This window comes from Bacillus sp. FSL M8-0071 (genome assembly GCF_037975455.1).
Classification (GTDB): domain Bacteria; phylum Bacillota; class Bacilli; order Bacillales; family Bacillaceae; genus Bacillus; species Bacillus subtilis.
The window spans coordinates 721807-742613 of sequence record NZ_CP150256.1 but is presented as its reverse complement, the minus strand read 5'-3'; the positions used below and the strand labels follow the sequence as shown (position 1 = coordinate 742613).

Below are 20807 nucleotides of genomic sequence, written 5' to 3'. Positions count from 1 at the left end.
ATAGGGCGAAACACTCAAAAAACAGTGGCGAAAGTCAAAAAAACAGAGATGGCTATCCTGCGGAAGCGCCTCCCTGTTTTCTTCTGAATTCTGACGGTGTCAGACCGGTATATTTTTTAAAAACAAGACTGAAATACTTCGGATTATCGCCAAACCCGATTTCTTCAGCAATTTCTGAAACGCTCACGTCCCTCCTTATTTTCATCTGCTTCATCGCATGCTCAAGACGCACCCGTGTAACATATTGGGAAAATTTCTCGCCTGTTTCCTGCTTAAATAACTTCCCGAGATAATCAGGATTCATAAACAGCATATCCTTCGCCGCCCATTTTAAGGACAGATTCGGATTTCCGAGCTCGTCGGCAATAAGCCTGATCATTTTTGAAATCACTGCGCTCCCATGCAGGTCACCAGACGCTTCAGCTGTGTCACGAAACAGCTGCCCCGCGTGCCGGAGTTCTCCCGCCTGACTGATGGCCATCTTGCGGGTTGCAAAAACCTCCGCCACCTTTTCAGCGGCGTTCTCCTCTACGGCGAGTACGGTCCATTCTCCGCTGCTGCAAACCGCTGTCAGTGCCGATCCGAGTGCCTCTCTGGCTGCGGCATCAATAGATTGTTCCCCTTTTAAGATCAAGAGGCGGATCTTTTTTCCGGCAAGTGATGGCGGCGGAGACAGCTGGGCCACACCGGCGATCAAGCCTTCCAAGTATTGATCGGCTGCAAAGGAACGGATATGGTCCAGCTCGTGTTTCAGATGGGCTGTTTTCTTTTTGTGCACATCTTGCCGCTTCAGCTCAGCAATGATTTCCTCCAGCGAGCTGATAATCTGCTGTTCATTGCAGGGTTTCAGCAAATAATGCTTCACCCCATATTTCATGGCTTCCTTTGCGTATTCAAACTCTCCAAACCCGGACAGGACGATAAATTGCACCGACGGGCTGACGGCTGACACCTTTTTGATCAGCTCAAGCCCGCCCATGCCGGGCATTTTGACGTCTGTGATGACAATATGCGGCTGCTTATGTACAATCTTTTCATATGCTTCATGTCCGTTCTGCGCTTTTCCGATCAATGAGGCGCCAAGCGACTCCCACTCAATGATTCCAGCCATTCCATCAAGGATAATCCTCTCATCATCAGCCAGCAGTATTTTATACATCACACCACCTCATTTCGGCACGGTATTGTGATCACAATCCTCGTCCCCTTTTCATGCTCACTATGAATCCGCAATCCGTATGGCTCTCCGAATGTCAGGCTGATGCGCTCGCGAATATTCCAAAGTCCGATTCCTCTTCCACCCGTTGATTCAAGAATCCGTCCATCCATGCCAGGGCCGTTATCTTCGACCGTAATACAGACACATTCCTTTGCCTTTTTCGCCTGAATCCGGATGGCGCACGGCCTTGTAAAGGGTTCAAGCGCGTATTGAATCGCATTTTCCGCAAGCGGCTGGAGCGTCAGTTTCGGAATGAGGCAATGCTTCACCTCATCGTCAATATCCAACGTGAAGTTCAGACGCTCTTCAAATCGAAATCGCTGAATGGTCATATAGTGACGTACAATGTCCGCCTCCTCCTGAATGGTCACGATATCCTTTTTCATATGTATGCTGTTTCGCAGAAGAAAACCGAGCGATTCCACCATTTTTGAGATTTGCTTTTGCTGATTCGCCTTAGCCAGCCAATTGATGGACTCGAGCGTGTTATATAAAAAATGCGGATTGATCTGGGCTTGCAGTGCTTTCAATTCGGTTTCTTTAATAATGAGCTGTTTTTCCACATTTTCTTCCATCAGCTCATTAATCCGTTTCATCATGACAGTAAAATGGCGGTTCAGCATGCCGGCCTCATCCTGTGTATGTTCCGGCAGAGAAAGCGACACACCTGCTTCAATGCCGCCGTGCTGCACCGATTTCATCGCGGTCACAAGCTGTTCAATCGGCTCCGTGATGCTGTTGGCGATTTTCCTTCCGAAAAGCAAAACCACACAGAAAAAGAGAAGAAAGCATGTGCCGATCACTGTTTTCATAAAGGAAATTTTTGCGAACATCTGATCAAAGGGGATAACGTTATAGTAGCTCCAATTTTGGTAGGATGATTGAAGGTAAGAAATAAAGTAACGTTTGCCATTCTTTTTTATCAAGTCATAACCGGGGTGCTTCAGCGTCTCTTTTGCTGCCTCAGGAACATGCGCTGATGCATGTGCCGTATACACCAAATTACCGCCTTGGTCAGCAATCATAATGTCTCCGACTGAATCGCCCCAATCCTTCGGCACATCACGAATCATCTGTTTTACATTGACCTGGATCAGCACCATGCCCAAGCCGTTCAGACTCAGCTGGTGATAGGACCTGATCTGCCGTGCTGAAATCAGGACGGGATCTGACCCGCCGAGCGTCATCCAAAGATTTCTTCCACTTTTCGCTTTCGCTCGCTTAAATACCTCTTCCTGCTCCTGCTGCAAAAGATCTGAAGAACTGCTTCCGGCTGAATACTCTGAGCCGCGGGCATCAATCACATGAATGGAATCGATGTACTTTTCATCGCTGGCATATCCCGCAAGCTGATCCCACAGCTCCTGCTTCATTTGATATTGATCATACGTATCATCCCGATTTTGCATGCTCAGGATGCGCTGAATCTGTTCGTCTGTAATGATTTCATATGACACATCCTCTATCTTCTTCAGCTCGTCTTCGATCCTTTCAGAAGACATCCGAAGCACCTCCGAGGACTTGCGGTAAATCTGCTCATCATACACATGAAAGGCATACTGGACCCCGCTGTATACAAACAGAAAGGATACGGCCATAATCAACGATAGAAACACAAACAGCTTATCCTTAATCTTCATCCGCCTGTACCAGCCAGCAACTCTTTTCTTCATGCCGCCTTTTCTTTCTCCTGCCGCTGATCCATTGACCGAAACGCTTTAAAGGACAGCTTCGTTAAGATCAGGCTGAGTAAACTCCCGCTGAAAAACAATAGAAACGTGACATGCAGCAGAACTAGACAAAGCACACCGACAGCGCCCGCCGCCATCAAAAGCGTTACCGCAGGACGGCTGAAAGCAATGAAAAAGCTGATGCTCAGCACCTCTCTGATTTTTACGTCAAAATGAGAAAATACCGGGAACACATACAGCACAACAAACGCGAAAATCAAACTAATGCTCAGGAATACATTGACGAGCACAGGCTGGTCCATCTGAGCCGCTATCCGCATATCCGCAAACAGAAACAGGGCAGCCGTCACAACGATAAGCCCGAGGATCTGTGATGCCCGCCATTCCTTTTTAAACGTCCGAAAAAAGACAGAAAACACCGGGGCATCTGTATTCCCCTTCGCCCATTCTCTCGCCACTGTAAACATCGCGGCAGTAGCGGGCATCAGCCCAAACACAACCAGGCCTGCAAGAGAAAACAAAATCCAAAGCACATTCAAATAGGCCAATCTCATCACCCACGTACAAAAACGATTCAGCCCATTTGTCACACTGTGTATCATCAACATCACCTTCCCGCTTTGGAAAACGCTTTCATTTTAAAGTAATATGTATTTCTCCTTTCGAAAGAAAATTCCTGCCGGTCTGTGAAAATTTCGACATGATGAGAGACGGCAGCAGCCTTATCTTTTCCTGTAACGCCGGATGGCCTTATCGATCAAATATCCGGCAATGGCTCCGAAAATGACATTGAATCCAAGCATTCCGAGCGCAGCCCCTTCCCAGCCGCGTACATACACGAGGCTCTACCAGATCAGAAACACACCAAGGACGATCAGCCCGGCCAACATCCATTCCGGCCGACTTTTGTCAGGAAATCTCATCCGCATCAAAACGGATACGCCAGCAAACAGACATGCCGTCACGATCCCTGTCACAAATAATATTGCCCACACATCGCCTGCCCTCCCTTTTAGAAAAAGACAAAAAAGCCCCCTGCAAAGGACGCTTATTCTGCCGTAATCTCTTTCTCAAACAAATGATATCCGGACGCATCAGCACCCATGAATTCATATCCCATACGCCGATAAAAGGAATGCAGGGCGTCACTATCAGCGACACAGTCAAGCCGGATCCGCGTTTTTTCCGGAAAGTGTATGCCCGTCTCCGCCCACTGAAGGACGCGGGCTCCAAGCCCCTGTCCCGCAAACCGGCGGCTTACTGCGAGGCGGTGTAAATAAATGGACTCCTCATGCCCATCGTCTCCCCAAAGCGTCCGGTCCCACTCGCTCGGTTCAGGCAGCAGCATCACGACAGCCGCAAGCTCATCATCTTTTTTAAACACAAACACATGTCCCTTTTCAATTGACCCCGTAATATCATGTATATCTTGCCCTTTCAGAAGTCCGCTCCATTGGTTAGAACCCCGATCCCGGAGCCATTCAGCTGTTCGGACGAGCAACCCGGTAATCGATTCTGCATCCTCATAGACGGCCGGACACGCGTAAAATCCATCTGCAATCGTTTCGTTCTCAATCTTAAAAGCTGACATAAAGGCCTCCCAATCAAAAAGTAAGCTTGCACACACACCTTGATTATAATGCAGACCAAACTGCAAAAACAGACCATTTTCTCTGTATGTAAAAGGGTGTATGAAAGAGAGGCCAATCTGCCTATTAGAAAATCTTCTTTTTATCCCGTTCTTCTTTTAAAATTTCAACCGCTTCTCTGAAGCGCATAGAGTGTACGATTTCACGCTCACGCAAAAAACGCAGAGAATCGTTTAAATCAGGATCATCCGAAATATCAATCAGCCATTGATACGTCGCCCGCGCCTTTTCTTCTGCGGCAATATCTTCGTATAAATCGGCAATCGGATCGCCCTTCGCTTGGATATAGCTCGCGGTAAACGGCACGCCCGCCGCATTATGATAAAAAAGCGCGCTGTCGTGATTGACGTAATGATCGCCAAGCCCGGCTTCACGCAGCTGCTCCGGTGTGGCGTCTTTCGTTAACTTATAGACCATGGTCGCAATCATTTCCAAATGGGCAAACTCCTCCGTGCCGATATCTGTTAAAAGGCCGATGACCTTATCAGGAATCGTATAACGCTGGTTCAAATACCGGAGAGCCGCGGCCAGCTCGCCGTCCGCTCCGCCATACTGTTCAATCAAATACTTCGCCAGCGTCGGGTTGCACGTACTGACCTTGACAGGGTATTGCAGCTTCTTTTCATACACCCACATTCAGGCATTCCTCCTTATACTTGCCACGGCCATGGCCCTTTTCCCCAATCCCAATCCTTGCCCGCGGGGCTGTTGCCGAACTGCAGAAGCGGTCCGTAAGAGGATTCGAACTGTCTTTTTAAGTGCCTTGAATAGCCGGAATATTGATTGAATTGCTTCAACGCATCTTCATCATGAGGATGTGTATTTAAATAAAGACTCAGCTCAACAAGCACAAAATCAGCAGCCTGTATTTGCTCTAGCTGACGATAATATTCGGCGTCAACCTTTTTTGCCATGTGCGTCTCCCCCTCGATAAGGGTTTTCATAAAAATCATAGAGATCCTTCCAAAGGGTGCCTTTCCTCAAAGCCTCCATCGGCGAAAACTGCTCCATATGCTCAGGCTGAAAGGTCATATAAAGGTTAGGGGGCGTTCTGTAATATTTCTTCCCTATGGGCGGACAGGGATCAAAACGGCTGTGAAAGGGCGTATATGATTTGACAGGCGTAAACGGCTGCATATCCTTCATTCCGGCTCCTCCTTTCTCAAAAACAATGACCTTAATAGGTATGAGGCAGGAGGCATGATTATGACTAAAACACGACTTAGCTTTTTCAATAAGAAGACCTTCGGAAGCGCCGAAGGTCTTTCTAGACTATTCAGTCCAAAATGAGGTCAGTGTTTCCAATATGCAGCATGAGCAGCCGCAAACTCTGACAGCGAACGAGGTTCTTTTCCCGTCACATGCTTCACTGTATCCGTTACCCGATGTTCCGCACCATGGCTGATTGCCTCATCAAGCTTCGCCATAAAATGGGCATAATCCGCGGGCAAACCTCCTGCCTCCATTTTATGCTGCAGCTCGGAACGAGAAATGCTGACATGCTCCACCCGGCGTCCCGCCGCAGCTCCAATGATCTCCGCCGCTTCGGCATAGCTCAGCGCCTCGGGACCTGTCAGAATATGATGTGTTTGATGAGGAACATCATCAATCAAAGCCCTGACGGCTGTTTCTGCGATGTCATCAGCGTCAATAAACCCAAGTTTTCCTTCACCCGAAGCCGTTGTGATGCGCCCCTCCGTTTGAATAGACATGCGGTGCTGGACATTGATGAAATTTTGCATAAAGTATGAGGGCCGCAGCACCGTCCATTCTGGAAACTCGCGCACTGCCTGGTGAAGCGCGCCAAACACGGGACCGTTCTCGGAGACAACAGACGCACTTTGCATCACTACCCGCTTTGCGCCGAGACGCTTTGCTTCCTTTAAAAAGGGAAGCACATAGGGAGCCGGATCAAGTACACCAACCGGAGCAACAAGATAGATGTCTTTTACCTGTTCTAGAGCAGGCGTAAAACTGGAGGCATCCTTCCAATCAAAATACACATACTCCGCGCTTGCAAGCGCGCCCTTTTTTCGGCTTGCAATACGCACTCTGTATCCCAGCTTTATTAAACGGCTGGCGATTCGGCTGCCGACTGTGCCAGTCCCGCCCGTGATTAAAATCGGATTCTGTTTCATCATTTCCCACTCTCCTCTGTTTGCAAAAATGATCCTCCAAAGGCCTCTTTTACAACAAGCGGATTCCAATAATCCCTATAACGCACAATGCGGCCGTCTCTCGTTTCGATGACACTGATATAGCTTTGGCGATAAGGCAGTCCAGTCTCAATCACATGGCCGTCACATTGAAACTCCGCAATCACCGTATTCGAGTCTGCTGAACGGTACACTGTCGGAGTGGTAAATGAAGAAAGATGGATCTGCTTAGGATAATCCTTAATATAATCGTAAATGGCCGCTTTTCCTTCTATTCTTTTTGGTGATCCCTCCGGCGCATAAGGGAACTCAAATACAGCATTCTCATCCCAAAGCTCCGTCCAGCTCTTCATGTCCTTCTCAAGCATATAAGCCATAAACTTTCTCAATGTTTCACATGCTTTTTCAAATTCATTCATCAACATTCATCATCACCTCATTTTTATTTCTAGACTATTCAGTCCGAAAAATACATACATGGGCAAAGAATCCTTTACCACATGTTAATCAAGCACTGATAAACTCACGTCAACATGGTCCTGAAGCCGATCCATATCAGCCGTCACTTTCGCAACAAATGTCAGAGACAGCCTGCTTTGATTCAGGTACCGGGCAAGCGCAGATATATCAGTATCTTCGCCATTCAATTCTCCTTGGTCCTTCGCTCTTAAAAGCGCCTGATAAAAAGCGTCCTCAAGCTGCTTGGATTGTCTTTCAAAATACAGGGCAAGCTCAGGGTCATGCGGAATCTGTTCAATCGCGCTGTTAATGATATAGCACGCCTTCGCCCGTTCAGGGTCCCTCAGAGCATTGACACCTTCTTGAAAAATATCACGAATGGCTTCCTTTACAGATCCTGGCGCTTCAAGCCTTTCCATAACGGCAGTGTTTTTCCCTTCAAGATACGTTTTCACAGCGGACAAAAACAAATCACGCTTCGTGCCATACGTATCATACAAGCTCTGGCGCGCAATGCCTAAATGAGAGAGCAGATCCTGAAGAGACGTTCCTTCGTAGCCATACTCTCCGAAGACCTCTATCGCCCTGTGAAGAACAAGCGCCGTATCAAATTCTTTATTCCTCCCCAAAAAACGATCACCTCCTGAAACAAAGGTTACCAGTTTCCAGACTGAACAGTCAAGAAAAAAGCTAAAAAAACACTCTTGATCTGCAAGAGTGTCCTCTTTATACCATCATCTTCTTTATTTATAACCGTCTTTTCCCCAGTGGCCCATATGGTGGTGATGGTGGCCATAATGACCATCATGATGATGGTGATGATTATCCTTTCCAACATGGTGATGATGGTGATGAAGATTATCTTTTCCATCATGATGATGGTGATAATAGTGGTGATGGCCATCATTTTCATGGTGCATGTTCGGATAACTTACAGTTCCCGGAGAGCCTCCATAGCCGCCGCTTGGGTAACCGCCGTACCCACCATATCCCGGATAGCCGCCGACTCCTCCATGTATGCCGTGATCTGGGTAGCCTTGCATGCCATAGCCCGGGTGGCCTCCATACATGCCATAGCCCGGATAGCCTGTGCTTTGCATGCCATAGCCCGGGTGGCCAATACCAAAGCCCTGATAATGACCAAAACCAGGTCCGCCATACATATGTCTTGTATCAGTCATATTCACTCTCTCCTTCACATAGGTTACAGTCCAGAGTATGAGAATATCTTATAGATCGTATAGGCGGCCGCCTACATACAGCTAAAACAATTTCCGGGACAAAAAAAGCAGGCCATAACAGCCTGCTCACTCCTTACTCACCTAAATCAACGTTATGATATACCTGCTGAACATCTTCCAAATCTTCTAATGCATCAATCAATTTTTCAAACTGTTCCTTTGCATCATCCGGAAGCGTTACTTCACTTTGCGCAAGCATTGTCAGCTCCGCTACTGTAAATTCCTCGACACCCGCGTTTTTAAACGCCTCTTGCACCGCATGGAATTGATCAGGCTCGGCATACACGATCGCGCTGTCATCCTCTTCTAAAATGTCACGTACATCAACATCCGCTTCCATCAGGATTTCAAGCGCTTCGTCAGCAGTTTTGCCTTCCACACCGATTACAGCCGTCGCGTCAAACATGTAAGCAACAGATCCGCTCACACCCATGTTTCCGCCGTTTTTCCCGAACGCCGCACGCACTTCCGGCGCCGTACGGTTTACATTATTCGTCAGCGCATCAACGATAATCATTGATCCGTTCGGCCCGAAGCCCTCATAACGAAGCTCATCGTAATTCTCTTCCGCTCCGCCCTTCGCCTTCTCGATCGCACGTTCAATGATGTTTTTCGGCACGCTGTAAGTCTTCGCACGCTCAAGCACAACCTTCAGCGCCTGGTTGGATTCCGGATCAGGCTCGCCCTGTTTCGCCGCCACATAAATCTCACGGCCAAACTTCGCATAAATCCGACTCGTATTTGCGTCCTTAGACGCCTTCTTCTCTTTAATATTGTTCCACTTACGGCCCATGATGTTCCACTCTCTTTCATATATATCAATCTAAATACTGTTATTCACTTTATCCATTATACCTCAAATGGTTTGGTTGTTTCGAGTGTCTTGCGTTAGAAATAGAAGGAATGCCGCGATGTGGAAAATGGAACGTCTTCCGTAAAGCAAGAAAAAGCCCTAGCTAAGGGCTTTCTTCTGATCACTAAGTTTGTAAGGGGAATGATCGATATACGTCGTATTTCGATCTGTTGATTCCTTAAATCCGCCGGAGTTTGCCAGGAATGGAAACGACATGCTTCCCAAAACTAGAGTAACAGCCAGGGACATCATCACTTTTTTCTTAATAGGCATATAAACACTCTCCTTTTAGAATATCTTCTTGGGCTTTCAGCACTTTCCGATAAAACGCAGCGGCTTGTTCAAAGTGACAGCTGCTTTCAAAAACAGCGGCAGCACTCCGGGCACATGCTTCAATGTACGCGTGCAGGTTCTTTTTTTCGAAGTAGCTTAAAAGATCATGAATTTTTCGTTCATCAACAGTCTCCTTGTACACGGCCTGCAAGAACAGAAACAATTCTTTATAAAATTTGTGAGAACGTGCTGTGATATGGTCTAATCCTTCCTCTATGAACTGAAACGCCTTCTGTGTTTGGCCCGCTTTACATAATGTCCAGCATAATCCAAACAAGACTTTCGGAAGCAGATCAGGCACTTTCTCTCTGCTTACTTTCGCCGCTTTTTGGAAATGTTCTACAGCCATCTGATCGTCTCCTGATCTGTCATAGCTGTTCGCGATGTTCAATAGAGAAATGGCGATAAACCTGTCATTTTGAATGTCCATTGCCAATTCCAGCGCCGTCTCTAAATGCGGGAGCGCTTTATCATAATGTTTGAAATCATCATAGTTGCCGGCGATCACAAACAAGCTTTGTATCGTTCTAATGCTGTATAGGGGATTTTTTTGATAAATGTCTAAGGCTTGAAGAATATGATGCATCGACACATGGGTTTGCTTCATGTGATAATACGCTTCGGCCACTTTAAAATGGAATTCCGCTTTCTCAATTTCATCTGACACAAACGGCAGTTCTTTCTCCGCCTCGCGATAATACCCGATCGCTTCCACATATTCTTTTTGGTCAAATTCATACATGCCGCGGAAAAACAAAGAGTAGTATTTCAAAAGGCCTGTGAGTTTTTTCTGAGGGGTCTCAATCGTTTCAAGAAGCTCTGTCACTGTAGGGCGATTCCCGTATGTTTGTCCCGGCTCCAAATAATCCAGCATCAGCTGGTGACGAAAACACATCAGAGAATAATAGATCAGTAAATCCTGGTCTTCTTCCATCTGCTGAATGTCCTGCTCAACCTCCGCTTTCAGAACCTCAGCATCCGGAACACTGAACTGGCGAATCATTTTATACCATTCATTAATCTTAACACCAACACGTGAAGACGGTATGGCTTGACTCAACGGCTTCCCTCCTTCTCTATGAGATATGTCATATTCTATCAATCCCAAATTTTGAAAACAATACAGAAGGAAGAAATTGTTTTTTCATCCTGTCAATTTGTTTTTCTTCGTAAAAAAGAACCCTTTATGCAAGGGTCCATGTCAATCTTATTTCATATACGTATCCACCAGCTCGTAACAGCGCTCTTTCGTCTGTTTGGCAAGCTCTTCTGTTTGGACGACTCGGGATAATGAACCGCCGCCCTCCTCATCATATCGTTTCTGGGCCGCAGCATCCCTATCCTTTATCCATTGGCGCTGTTTCACTTTTAATGCCGCCATGTCTGGGGCAGAAAGCTGCTTTTGCAGCACGCCGTATATCTCGTTCAGCAATCCGTCCCACATTTGATAATTGTAACCGTAATCCTCAATCATCTGATAATCACTTTGATAGTCATTGTGCTTTTCTTTCTGTTCTGTCGCTGACAATTTGGCAGCATAATCTGCTTTTGTGTTTCCCTTTTCCTGCTCACTGCTCTGTGTATCCGCGTTATCTGATGACTCGGTTTCCTCAGCCGTTTGAACTTTTTCTTGCTCCGGAGCCTCAGTCTCGTCTTCATTATCACTCACTATACTGGTATCCTTTGAGCTGATCGCCGCCTGTCTTTCCCCATTTGGACTTTTCACATTGAAAAGATAAGCTGTTCCGCCGTCAGCCTTCGATTCATAGGACTTCACAAATTCCGCCGTTTCACCGTTTCTAGACAGAATTGTTTTCGCTTCTTCTTTTGTCAGCTTGATATCATCCCCTTGAAGCGACTTGCTGTCCCATTTGTTGATCTTCCAATCGCCATCTTCCTTCACCAATTCAAACGTCCATAACGTGCCCATGTTGTTTAATTCTGTTGCCGGATCTATTGATGAAGCCTCTATCTTATTCTTGTTCTGTTCATAGGTAAAACGCACATCAAAATCAGTGCCGGGTTGAAAAGGAGCATCACACTCACAATAGTACTCTCCAGCCAAATTCTTTAAAGTCTGATCTGCAAACGTCTCCGTTGCATAAGGCAGCACACTAGGCCGCAACTTGCTGAAATCAGCCTTATTCGCTGTGCTCCAGCCGTTTTCTGTTCCCGCTTTATCAAATGCGTTGAAGATCGAATCAATATCGTTTTTCAAAGCTGATTTTACTTCCTGCTCTGTCAGCTTCGCAACGCTCGCTTTCTTCACAGCTTGCTTTTCCTGATCCTTATCAGAAGCTCCGCTATTAGAACACGCCGATAATAGGAATAGTATCAATAAAAGCATCGCACCTAATTTATAACTCATTGTCTCTCTCACCCTTCTGCTCTCTCATGGTAGCTTTCTTATTTCATAGTTTTTGTAGGTTTGCAAATCTAAAATCAAATACCTAGACTATAGAACAATATATTTAAATAAACCTTAGCAGAGAATCAAAATGGTAACTAAGGAATCATAATATAACAAAAAAAGCTCTCCTTCTTAAAAAGGAGAGCTTTTTCTTCATCTAGTCCATTTACTAGAATATACTGTTTGCATATAGTCTGAATGATCCCAATTATTATAAAGTTTTAGTTTCACTCTAGTCGATGCAGATTTTTTTGCAATATTTGTGAATGTAACATTTAGTTTTTTACCGTATGATGCATTTCCAGAAGCTGTATCAATTGTTTTCCAAGAACCATTTGTATAACGTTGCAAATATAATTTGCAATAAGCAGCACTTTCCCAAGTTCCTGTTCTCCCCATTTCAACTGTAGTATAAACATTCTTATAGTTTTCTGATGTGTGAATATAAGATTTTGATTCTACAGTTGCATGAAAAGTAAAACTCGTAGTTTTACTAACAGCCTTAGCCGATTGACCTGATCCAATGAATACTAGTCCAAATGCCATTACACCTGCAAGAACTAGTGTCATCAAGTGGTTTACTCTTTTCATTATCAAATACCTCCATCAATTAAAATTGTAAAATACAGGACTTACATACATTATAAACCATAAAAACTAGAATTAAAATATATTTTCAAATTATATTCCTAGTAAATGCTTTCAATCTGAAGTTTTAATAAATTCTATTATTAAGCAAAAGGACATTTGTAATTTACTCACCTCGTTACATATGAGTTGATTCAAGATTATAGCTATGAAGTCTAATCAACCACAACAAAATCCTGCACCTTCACCTGTTCCTCAGGCAAATCAAACTGATAAAGCATCTTCTTAGAATGGATATCAAACACACCCACATACCCGCCGATGCCCTTTTTATGCTCTTCCTGGGCGACAATATACAATAGATTCGCCTTAAACTCCGCTTCCATATAAGGGAAATTCAAACTATATGTATGAAAGGAAAATTCCTTCCCATACTTCAGCAAGTTCGCCTCACCCTCTTTGTCCTCGTACGTCACATAAAAACTGCCGCTTTCTTTGTCATAATACACAGTATCTGCATATTCAAGATCTTCAGGATACGCAATATATGTCGTCTTCCATGTCCCTTTTTCAATCACAGTCAATTCATGCTCCGAGCTCGCAACAATAAATTCCTCCGATTCTACGAATTGATCAGCGTACGAGGCTAAACTCAGGGTCTCAATCATTTCCTCTGTTTTTCTATCAATCACGTAAATAGACATGCTTTGAATGATATAAATATAGTTCTCATCACTGGCCCCCATCGTGACAAGCGAAGGCAAGGTAAGGGTATATTCCTTTTTCGTTTTTCTGTCGTTTATGTGGATCTCATTTCCCGTCGTATCAACATTATAGGCCTTAACAGAGACATCCTTCCCCTCATGCCAAAACGCAAATGGATCTGAAAGCGGATGCTCTTTGATCGCATCCTTCTCCAGCGTGTAGTAAAAAGGCTCGTGTTCCGCCAATAATACAAGGTCTGTTGATGCATAAGATTTCGTTTGAATATAAGGAACATCCGCCACCTTAAACGTACGCCTGTTAAACCGTTCGCCTGTTGAGGTTGAAAGCAGCACGCTTTCTTTTATGAAAGGATTGGAGTAGATAAAAAAGATCCGGTCTTCTTCGGAGTGAATGGAGGAAGATTGGACAGGAATACTATCTTTATTGAGTAACTGAACAAACAGTATGACGCATACCATTAACCCTAATAAACCAAATGTAAACCGTTTTTTCTTCATCAACATGCTCCTTAAATAACAATATAGAATACAAACTTCCAAAAAATGTGTAGCGACAATACACTTCGAGGATGTTTCCGCCAATCCCTCCACGAATAAAGACACATGCCTAATGACTCATTTTTCCACCAAAACACGTTCTCACCCCCACCCTTATCCCGCCCCGTGGTAAAATTTTGATATTGAGTGAACAAAAGAAGGGAAATGGTCATGAAAGTATTTGAAGCGAAAACACTGCTTTCGGAAGCGACAGACCGTGCAAAAGAGTACAAAGAACTAAGAACGCAAATGGTCAACTTGAGAAAAGCGTTAAAAGGAGTCGCTGATCTCAGTGACAGTGAATTCTCAGGAAAAGGCGCCAGCAACATCAAGGCATTCTATCACGACCACGTCGGCGTCGCCGACCAGTGGATCGACTACATCGACATGAAAATCGCATTTTTCAACAGCATCGCCGGAGCCGCCGAAGACAAAGGCCTCTCAGACGCATACATCGAAGAATCCTTCCTGGAGCACGAACTGGCAAATGCCAATAAAAAATCAAAATCCATCATGTCCGAACAGAAAAAAGCGATGAAAGACATCCTAAACGATATCGACGACATCCTCCCGCTCGACCTGTTTTCAACAGAAACCTTCAAAGACGAGCTGGCCGATGCCAACGACAAACGCAAAAAAACACTGGAAAAATTGGACGCCTTGGACGAAGACCTGAAAACAGAATACGCCCTGTCTGAACCAAACGAACAATTCATCAAATCCGACTTCCAAAAGCTCCAAGAAGCAACGGGTAAAGGCAAAAACGCCACACCCATCCACTACAACGCCAAGGCGTACCGTGAGAGTGACATACATAAGAAAAAAGGCGACATTGAAAAGCGGACTGAGGCTTACTTGAAGATTAAGAAAGAGGAAGCGAAGGAACGCGAGATTGAAAAATTAAAAGAAAGACTGAAAAACTACGATTATGCGGATGCCGATGAATTCTACGAAATGGCAAAAACGATCGGCTATAAAAATCTGACAGCGGAACAGCAAAGATACTTCACCCAAATTGAAAACACGCGTGAGCTTGAAGCAGGCTTCAAAGGGGTCGCCGTCGGCCTTTATGATTCCGGGAAAGACGCGGTCGTAGGCCTGTGGGATATGGTCACAGATCCGGGCGGAACCGTTGAAGCCATTACAGGAGCTGTGGCTCACCCGATCAAAACGTATGAAGCCATTTCAGCGGCAATCGAAGAATCGTACCAAAAAGACATGGTGAATGGTAACACCTACTCACGAGCAAGATGGGTGTCATATGCGGTTGGCACTGTTGTCACATCAATTGTCGGCACAAAAGGTGTTGGCGCCGTCTCTAAAACAGGCACAGCAGCCAAAGTGACGGCCAAAGTCAAAACAACAGCAAGCAAATCTGCAACAGCCCAAAAAGCCATAACAGTCTCAAAACAAACCGTTGATCACATCAAACAAAAAGTAAACACAGGCATTGAAGTATCAAAAAAACACGTCAAAACCAAGTTAAATCAAATCGGAGATCTCACACTTGCGGATATTCTCCCCTATCATCCCCGTCACGATTTAGTGCCGGCAGGCGTTCCTTACAACGCAGTCAACGGGGTCACACTTAAAGAGGGACTGCAAAAATTCGCCAAGGTCATCCTTCCGAAACCATACGGAACGTCATCAAGCGGAAGACGAACTCCAGCGCCACATGTACCGCCGGTAACCGTCAAATACGGCGAGCATTTCGCAAGATGGAGCAGAAAGAAAGTGCTGAAGCCCAATATCATCTACAAAACAAAAGAAGGCTACACATACACGACTGACAACTATGGTAGAATTACAAGTGTCAAAGCAGACTTGCAGCTGGGAGAAGCAAAACGAAACCAATATGCACAGACGAATGCTGGAAAGCCTCAGGACCGAAAGCCTGACGATGACGGAGGCCATTTAATCGCCACCCAATTCAAAGGCTCAGGCCAGTTCGACAATATCGTGCCGATGAATTCTCAGATTAATAGGAGCGGTGGCAGATGGTATGAAATGGAGCAAGAATGGGCAAAGGCTCTTAAAGAAGAACCACCGCAAAAAGTTAACGTTAATATAAAAGCCATATATAAAGGTGATTCACTAAGACCAGACAAATTCATCGTTAAGTACAGAATTGGAGATGCTGATTTCGAAAAAGTAACATTAAAGAATCAATCCGGAGGTTGAGATCATGGAAACACCAAAAATGGGTGACTTATATCAAAGAATAGCAAATCAGATAAATGAAATCATTCCCTCTGAATGGGATAACGTATATCTTTACGCTGAAATATTAGACGACTCTTCGGAAGTGTATTTTTATTTTAATATACCGGGCGAGAATGAATTCTTATACTCACATAACATTCCAGAATATTTTAATGTAAGCGAAGATATTTATGATGATTTATTAATCGAACTTCAAGAATCATTCGAAGAATTACGCGAAGAATACAAGGAAAATAATCCAGAAACTTGGACGAACTTGACTTTGAAACTAGATAGGACAGGCCAGTTTTCTATAGATTATAATTATGAAGATGTAATTGCTTCAGAGCTAAATGGATCTCAAAGAAAGGCTGTTTGGGTGTATAAAAATCTAGGTTTAATGCCAAAAAGGAAAACGGTAAGAGACTTTTTAGAGGATTATATCAAGACTAACGAAGGAAAAATTTAAATTAATTTCTGATATGGGACAGTTATATCAACAAATAGCAGAACAACTTAATGAAATGATTCCATCTTGATGGACAAAAATCATTCTTTATGCGGAAATATTAGATAATTCATCAGAAGTTTACTTTTTCTTCAATACACCGCAAAGTGAAGAGTATATCTATTCTCATGATATACCGAAACAATTCGATGTTAGTAAAAAAAAATATACGTGAGTTTATTAATTGAACTTCAAGAGATATTCGAGGAGTTAAGAGAAGAATTTAAAGCATACAACCAAGATACTTGGACCAATTTAACGATTAAACTAGAGAATACCGGTAAATTCTCAATAGACTATGATTACACCGATGTCATCGCCTCAGACTTTAACGGAACACAACGGCAAGTCGTATGGGAATATAAGAATTTAGGTATCTTGCCTGAAGATAAGAAAGACAAAGATTTTGTAATAAACTACTTCAGTCTATAAATCAAAAATGGCTCAGCTCTTTACTGCTGGGCTATTTTCGATATTGAAATTTTTTCAATTGTATTCGTAAATTCCCATATTTCACGCTAACTCCAATAATTCATTACTATTTATTTTGATTAAATCAATTAAAGTTGCTGACCGTCCAGCATGTCTCGGGTCGCCATGTTCTGTTAAGAATGTGTTTGTATTTCCCATATTAAATACAAAAATATCTTTATCAGTATTCGAAATTACCTCTATGATTTTATATACTTGAGAATAGTAATAAAGGTTGTGTACAGTTTTCACATTTGGTTTCCCCCATGCAAGGACAACTATATCTGAATCATTTATCATTGAACTAACTATATTAATATTATTCTTTTGAACATGATTTAATAGATTTGCACCGTGAATATTTTTCAATTTTGCTGAGGTGTCTGCTGGATTTGGAGCATAGATAGGTATAACATTTCCTACGTAAAGTTTTTTTACTTGAATTTTCTCATGGGTATAACAGTAGAAAAAATCAATTAATTTATTTACAGTTCTATCTGAAATATTTGATTCAGCTTCCGATGGATTCATTAATATTACTGTAACAGTAATACCTTCCATTCGATTTTTAAAAGGAATTGATAAGCTATATCTTAAATTTACACCCGGTATAATATTTTGCCTATCATCAATAATAATAGACGAAATATCTACTTTATTAGAATCGTAATAATGCGTCAATATAAAACTTCCTTTCTGTAAATAATATATGTAACGGAGCCAAGACTAACCTTAAAAGATTAATATCATAACTCCGTCCAAACTAAAGAGCTAACTATTCACTTCTCCATAAACTTCATTCATCATATCTTCCATAATATAAGCCTTAAACTCGTCGTTCTCTAAAATCTTCATAAAGAACTCTTGATTGCTGCTCATACGGTCAATAACGAAGTCCATAAAGGATTTTTCAAAGGCGAATTTGAAGTTTTCTTTTGTGTTGTTTTTTGCTTTTTGACAAATATCTTCGTCATTTAACATATCCTCTTTCACTTGCTCGCGAGAAAGGAAATCTGTTTCTGTGAATTGCGTGCCAAAGCGCTCATTTAACTTTTCTAACACGCTCGATAAACGAACCTTCTCATCTTCAGCTGCACCACCAGCACCATGTTCCTGAGGATCTAAGTCGTAGCCGCCCGTTTTCTCAAGCTCAATGCTACCTTCGAATACTTTTTGATTACGGTAGTATTCAAGTGCTACATCATCCGCCAAGTAAACGTCCTTATCTACTCGACCACGGGGCAATTTACGTAACAAGTACGTCAGGTAAATATATTGCTTGTGTAGATCTAAATCGATAAATGTTACTACTTGTAGTACAAAGCCATACGTACGTATAAATTTCGTAGCCACTTGTTTAAATGCGAATTGTTCTTCTCCCGAAAGTTTTTTAAAACGCTCCACACCTTTATCGAGAAGCGCATTTAACTCGGCTTGAGCCTTCGTAGACTTCTTCACACCACCCGTTACTTCAAGCTCATTTACCTTTTGCACCTCTTCCTCAGTAAATACTTGATAGGGCTCTAGCTCGGCCTGCATATCATATAGGATATTCGGATCAGAAATTTTTGATAGACCTGTCGATTCATAATAAGGCTGGAAAGACGCTTTTATGTCTTCTGGATCATTTACAAAATCCAAAACAAATGTATCGTCCTTACCAGGGCATGTGCGATTTAAACGAGATAGTGTTTGCACTGCCTTAATACCGCTTAATGGCTTATCTACATACATTGTGTGCAACAGTGGTTCATCAAATCCAGTTTGATATTTCTCTGCAACAAGTAGCACTTTGTATTCATCAGAATTAAACTTTTCAGGTAACTCTTTTTCAGAGAACTGATTCATTTCTGACTCAGTATAATGAATCTCACCATCTTTCACAGTACCGGAGAAAGCAACTACTGTTTTTAAATCATCGTAGCCCATTTCATTAATATACTTATCGAAAGCCATTTTGTAACGTACTGCGTGTAAACGGCTTGCTGTAACAACCATTGCCTTTGCACGGCCGCCAATTTTGCGCTGTACGAAATTGCGATAATGCTCGATAATAATTTCTGTTTTTTGTGCGATGCTATGTGGATGTAGTGACACGTATTGTGCTAGCTTTTTAGTAGCTTGTTTTTTTGATACCTCTGGATCATCTTCAACTGTCTTTGCAATTTTCCAGAACGTTTTATAGGTCGTATAATTTTCAAGTACGTCTAAAATAAAGCCTTCTTCAATCGCTTGGCGCATTGTGTATTGATGGAATGCAGCTGGCTTGCCATCTATGCCAATTGTACCGAACTTCTCTAATGTCTTTGGCTTTGGTGTCGCCGTAAACGCAAAGAAAGATACGTTATCTTGTTTACCACTTTTCATGATGGCTTCAACGATCTTTTCGTCCACATCACCTAAGTTTTCTTCCGCAATACGATCTTCCTCATAAGCTGCTTCTAACGTTTTATCTGATAACACATTCGTTAATGCAGTTGAAGCTTTACCACCCTGGGATGAATGCGCCTCATCAATAATGACCGCATACTTTTTACGCTCTAAGCCCGCTACTTTTTCTAAAATAAACGGGAACTTTTGGAGCGTCGTAATAATAATACGAGTCTCATTATTAATGGCACGTGCCAATTGCTCTGAATCTTTATCAATCGGCTCTACCATTCCTGCTTTATGCTCCAGCTGATACACTGCATCTTGCAATTGCTTATCTAAGACTCGGCGATCGGTAATTACGATTATACTACTAAAAATTGATTCATTGTCCTCGTTATGTAGCTTCGCTAAACGGTGTGCAAGCCACGAAATCGAGTTCGTCTTGCCCGATCCCGCAGAGTGCTGAATTAAATAATTATGACCGACAAGCTTTTGTGCAACATCTGCTTCTAACTTACGTACAACATCAAGCTGATGGAAACGGGGGAAAATGAGCATTTGACGCTCACCAATCGTTTCACCGTTTGAATCTTTAATGTCGTCTTTCTTAATAAAGATAAAGCGATATAAAATATCGAGCAAGCTATCTGGAGCTAAAATTTCTTCCCATAAATAATGAGTACGATAATTGTCACCATAAGTTAATGGATTACCTTTACCACCATTATTGCCTTTGTTAAATGGTAGGAAGTAGGTTTTGCCTTTATCAAGCTTTGTTGTCATAAATACTTCATCTGGGTCAACTGCAAAGTAGACAGCTACACGCTCATTAAATTTGAACAGCTGCTCACGTGGATCACGGTCCGTCTTTAATTGCTTCATCGCTTCTTCAACTGTTTGATTTGTTAATGGATTTTTCAGCTCCATCACAATAAGCGGCAAACCATTTAAAAACAGGACCATATCTAAGCTATTATTATGCTTATCACTGTAATACACTTGGCGAGCAACATTAAAGCGGTTTTTCGCATACTGTTCATTTAACATCTTGTTCATATCTGTAGGTGGCTTATTATACGCAAGCTGTAATGTCACACCTCGGTCTTTGATACCTTTACGTAAACATTCGACTAAACCTTGTTTATGCAGCTGGGCTTTAATACGTTTTAACACTTCTTCTTTATAAGAAGGACCATACGATTTCTCTAAGGTACGCATACGTTTTTCCTGCGTATCCTCTAAAAAAGCAAATAGCTCTTCTACGTCGATTGCATGCTGCTTGAAAGAAGCACTCGTCTCACCTTCAAGCACACGCTTTTTATATCCATTCGCAATTAATGCTGCTTCTATATTCGTTTCAAAGCCTTTTTCTGAAGTATCCAACGCCATCAC

20 protein-coding genes and 3 pseudogenes are annotated in these 20807 nt (G+C 43.0%); 3 read left to right on the top strand and 20 right to left on the bottom strand.

Annotated elements, in window-relative coordinates; genetic code table 11:
• Nucleotides 1-52 precede the first annotated feature (52 nt).
• The 18 genes and pseudogenes from yesN to MKX71_RS03720 all read right to left on the bottom strand — a co-directional run bounded on the left by yesN (nucleotide 53) and on the right by MKX71_RS03720 (nucleotide 13822).
• Nucleotides 53-1159: a two-component system response regulator YesN gene (yesN, locus tag MKX71_RS03805; RefSeq protein ID WP_273796307.1), complete on the bottom strand. Its 1107-nt coding sequence runs from the start codon at nucleotides 1157-1159 to the stop codon at nucleotides 53-55.
• Entirely contained in the window at nucleotides 1159-2892 is a 1734-nt protein-coding gene (yesM, locus tag MKX71_RS03800; RefSeq protein WP_339231755.1) for a two-component system sensor histidine kinase YesM, read from the bottom strand. The genes yesN and yesM overlap by 1 nt, the downstream gene beginning before the upstream one ends.
• A complete protein-coding gene (locus tag MKX71_RS03795; protein ID WP_144483561.1) occupies nucleotides 2889-3518 on the bottom strand; it encodes a YesL family protein in 630 nt (209 codons plus the stop codon). The genes yesM and MKX71_RS03795 overlap by 4 nt, the downstream gene beginning before the upstream one ends.
• A 114-nt stretch (nucleotides 3519-3632) precedes the next feature.
• A pseudogene (locus MKX71_RS03790) lies at nucleotides 3633-3962 on the bottom strand (YesK-like family protein).
• A complete protein-coding gene (locus MKX71_RS03785) occupies nucleotides 3959-4501 on the bottom strand; it encodes a GNAT family N-acetyltransferase (protein ID WP_041851212.1) in 543 nt (180 codons plus the stop codon). Before MKX71_RS03785 ends, MKX71_RS03790 begins: the two are co-directional and overlap by 4 nt.
• A 124-nt stretch (nucleotides 4502-4625) precedes the next feature.
• Nucleotides 4626-5195, bottom strand: a complete 570-nt coding sequence (gene cotJC / locus MKX71_RS03780) for a spore coat protein CotJC (RefSeq protein ID WP_003233850.1) — start codon at nucleotides 5193-5195, stop codon at nucleotides 4626-4628.
• 14 nt (nucleotides 5196-5209) lie between these two features.
• Nucleotides 5210-5473, bottom strand: a complete 264-nt coding sequence (gene cotJB, locus MKX71_RS03775) for a spore coat protein CotJB (RefSeq protein ID WP_003219491.1) — start codon at nucleotides 5471-5473, stop codon at nucleotides 5210-5212.
• Nucleotides 5457-5705 carry a spore coat-associated protein CotJA gene (cotJA, locus tag MKX71_RS03770; RefSeq protein ID WP_003219489.1) on the bottom strand — a complete coding sequence of 83 codons (249 nt, stop codon included), beginning with the start codon at nucleotides 5703-5705 and terminating at the stop codon, nucleotides 5457-5459. Before cotJA ends, cotJB begins: the two co-directional genes overlap by 17 nt.
• 129 nt (nucleotides 5706-5834) lie before the next feature.
• Nucleotides 5835-6700 (bottom strand): annotated as a pseudogene (locus MKX71_RS03765) (NAD-dependent epimerase/dehydratase family protein); the annotation flags it as partial.
• Complete coding sequence (locus MKX71_RS03760; protein WP_038427500.1) at nucleotides 6697-7140, bottom strand: nuclear transport factor 2 family protein; 444 nt, start codon at nucleotides 7138-7140, stop codon at nucleotides 6697-6699. The pseudogene MKX71_RS03765 and the gene MKX71_RS03760, both read right to left, overlap by 4 nt.
• A gap of 78 nt (nucleotides 7141-7218) precedes the next feature.
• Complete coding sequence (locus MKX71_RS03755) at nucleotides 7219-7803, bottom strand: TetR/AcrR family transcriptional regulator (RefSeq protein WP_015715467.1); 585 nt, start codon at nucleotides 7801-7803, stop codon at nucleotides 7219-7221.
• A gap of 114 nt (nucleotides 7804-7917) precedes the next feature.
• Nucleotides 7918-8355 carry a spore coat protein YeeK gene (gene yeeK / locus MKX71_RS03750; RefSeq protein ID WP_042978011.1) on the bottom strand — a complete coding sequence of 146 codons (438 nt, stop codon included), beginning with the start codon at nucleotides 8353-8355 and terminating at the stop codon, nucleotides 7918-7920.
• 133 nt (nucleotides 8356-8488) lie between these two features.
• Nucleotides 8489-9208 (bottom strand): YebC/PmpR family DNA-binding transcriptional regulator, encoded by a 720-nt coding sequence (locus MKX71_RS03745; RefSeq protein ID WP_003242611.1) that lies wholly within the window; start codon nucleotides 9206-9208, stop codon nucleotides 8489-8491.
• 159 nt (nucleotides 9209-9367) lie between these two features.
• Nucleotides 9368-9541: a phosphatase RapH inhibitor gene (locus MKX71_RS03740; protein ID WP_181216868.1), complete on the bottom strand. Its 174-nt coding sequence runs from the start codon at nucleotides 9539-9541 to the stop codon at nucleotides 9368-9370.
• Nucleotides 9531-10661, bottom strand: coding sequence for a response regulator aspartate phosphatase RapH (rapH, locus tag MKX71_RS03735; protein WP_181216867.1), 1131 nt, complete (start codon nucleotides 10659-10661; stop codon nucleotides 9531-9533). Before rapH ends, MKX71_RS03740 begins: the two co-directional genes overlap by 11 nt.
• 147 nt (nucleotides 10662-10808) lie before the next feature.
• Complete coding sequence (locus MKX71_RS03730) at nucleotides 10809-11969, bottom strand: lysozyme inhibitor LprI family protein (RefSeq protein WP_339231753.1); 1161 nt, start codon at nucleotides 11967-11969, stop codon at nucleotides 10809-10811.
• A gap of 195 nt (nucleotides 11970-12164) precedes the next feature.
• Nucleotides 12165-12602: a hypothetical protein gene (locus tag MKX71_RS03725; RefSeq protein ID WP_015252628.1), complete on the bottom strand. Its 438-nt coding sequence runs from the start codon at nucleotides 12600-12602 to the stop codon at nucleotides 12165-12167.
• 212 nt (nucleotides 12603-12814) lie between these two features.
• Nucleotides 12815-13822: a hypothetical protein gene (locus tag MKX71_RS03720; RefSeq protein WP_044052609.1), complete on the bottom strand. Its 1008-nt coding sequence runs from the start codon at nucleotides 13820-13822 to the stop codon at nucleotides 12815-12817.
• A 210-nt stretch (nucleotides 13823-14032) separates the two neighbouring features.
• On the opposite strand from MKX71_RS03720, the gene yeeF reads away from it, so the two are divergent.
• The 3 genes and pseudogenes from yeeF to MKX71_RS03705 all read left to right on the top strand — a co-directional run bounded on the left by yeeF (nucleotide 14033) and on the right by MKX71_RS03705 (nucleotide 17003).
• Nucleotides 14033-16042: an LXG family T7SS effector deoxyribonuclease toxin YeeF gene (gene yeeF, locus MKX71_RS03715; protein WP_339231752.1), complete on the top strand. Its 2010-nt coding sequence runs from the start codon at nucleotides 14033-14035 to the stop codon at nucleotides 16040-16042.
• 4 nt (nucleotides 16043-16046) lie between these two features.
• Nucleotides 16047-16532 carry an antitoxin YezG family protein gene (locus MKX71_RS03710; RefSeq protein WP_038428543.1) on the top strand — a complete coding sequence of 162 codons (486 nt, stop codon included), beginning with the start codon at nucleotides 16047-16049 and terminating at the stop codon, nucleotides 16530-16532.
• A 79-nt stretch (nucleotides 16533-16611) separates the two neighbouring features.
• Nucleotides 16612-17003, top strand: a pseudogene (locus MKX71_RS03705) (immunity protein YezG family protein).
• A gap of 81 nt (nucleotides 17004-17084) precedes the next feature.
• Here the strand turns inward: MKX71_RS03705 and MKX71_RS03700 are convergent.
• Nucleotides 17085-17723 carry a DUF1643 domain-containing protein gene (locus MKX71_RS03700; protein WP_015252633.1) on the bottom strand — a complete coding sequence of 213 codons (639 nt, stop codon included), beginning with the start codon at nucleotides 17721-17723 and terminating at the stop codon, nucleotides 17085-17087.
• Nucleotides 17724-17813: 90 nt separating this feature from the next.
• Nucleotides 17814-20804 (bottom strand): type I restriction endonuclease, encoded by a 2991-nt coding sequence (locus MKX71_RS03695; RefSeq protein ID WP_038428541.1) that lies wholly within the window; start codon nucleotides 20802-20804, stop codon nucleotides 17814-17816.
• Between the last annotated feature and the right edge of the window lie 3 nt (nucleotides 20805-20807).

Bases quoted from the DNA above. Each gene is read 5' to 3' on its own strand.
- cotJC (WP_003233850.1), bottom strand. From the start codon at position 5,195: ATGTGGGTGTATGAAAAGAAGCTGCAATACCCTGTCAAGGTCAGTACG.
- MKX71_RS03725 (WP_015252628.1), bottom strand. From the start codon at position 12,602: ATGAAAAGAGTAAACCACTTGATGACACTAGTTCTTGCAGGTGTAATG.
- MKX71_RS03745 (WP_003242611.1), bottom strand. From the start codon at position 9,208: ATGGGCCGTAAGTGGAACAATATTAAAGAGAAGAAGGCGTCTAAGGAC.
- cotJA (WP_003219489.1), bottom strand. From the start codon at position 5,705: ATGAAGGATATGCAGCCGTTTACGCCTGTCAAATCATATACGCCCTTT.
- MKX71_RS03695 (WP_038428541.1), bottom strand. From the start codon at position 20,804: ATGGCGTTGGATACTTCAGAAAAAGGCTTTGAAACGAATATAGAAGCA.
- yesN (WP_273796307.1), bottom strand. From the start codon at position 1,159: ATGTATAAAATACTGCTGGCTGATGATGAGAGGATTATCCTTGATGGA.
- cotJB (WP_003219491.1), bottom strand. From the start codon at position 5,473: ATGGCAAAAAAGGTTGACGCCGAATATTATCGTCAGCTAGAGCAAATA.
- MKX71_RS03785 (WP_041851212.1), bottom strand. From the start codon at position 4,501: ATGTCAGCTTTTAAGATTGAGAACGAAACGATTGCAGATGGATTTTAC.
- MKX71_RS03795 (WP_144483561.1), bottom strand. From the start codon at position 3,518: ATGTTGATGATACACAGTGTGACAAATGGGCTGAATCGTTTTTGTACG.
- yesM (WP_339231755.1), bottom strand. From the start codon at position 2,892: ATGAAGAAAAGAGTTGCTGGCTGGTACAGGCGGATGAAGATTAAGGAT.
- MKX71_RS03760 (WP_038427500.1), bottom strand. From the start codon at position 7,140: ATGTTGATGAATGAATTTGAAAAAGCATGTGAAACATTGAGAAAGTTT.
- MKX71_RS03740 (WP_181216868.1), bottom strand. From the start codon at position 9,541: ATGCCTATTAAGAAAAAAGTGATGATGTCCCTGGCTGTTACTCTAGTT.
- yeeF (WP_339231752.1), top strand. From the start codon at position 14,033: ATGAAAGTATTTGAAGCGAAAACACTGCTTTCGGAAGCGACAGACCGT.
- MKX71_RS03710 (WP_038428543.1), top strand. From the start codon at position 16,047: ATGGAAACACCAAAAATGGGTGACTTATATCAAAGAATAGCAAATCAG.
- MKX71_RS03720 (WP_044052609.1), bottom strand. From the start codon at position 13,822: ATGAAGAAAAAACGGTTTACATTTGGTTTATTAGGGTTAATGGTATGC.
- yeeK (WP_042978011.1), bottom strand. From the start codon at position 8,355: ATGACTGATACAAGACATATGTATGGCGGACCTGGTTTTGGTCATTAT.
- MKX71_RS03730 (WP_339231753.1), bottom strand. From the start codon at position 11,969: ATGAGTTATAAATTAGGTGCGATGCTTTTATTGATACTATTCCTATTA.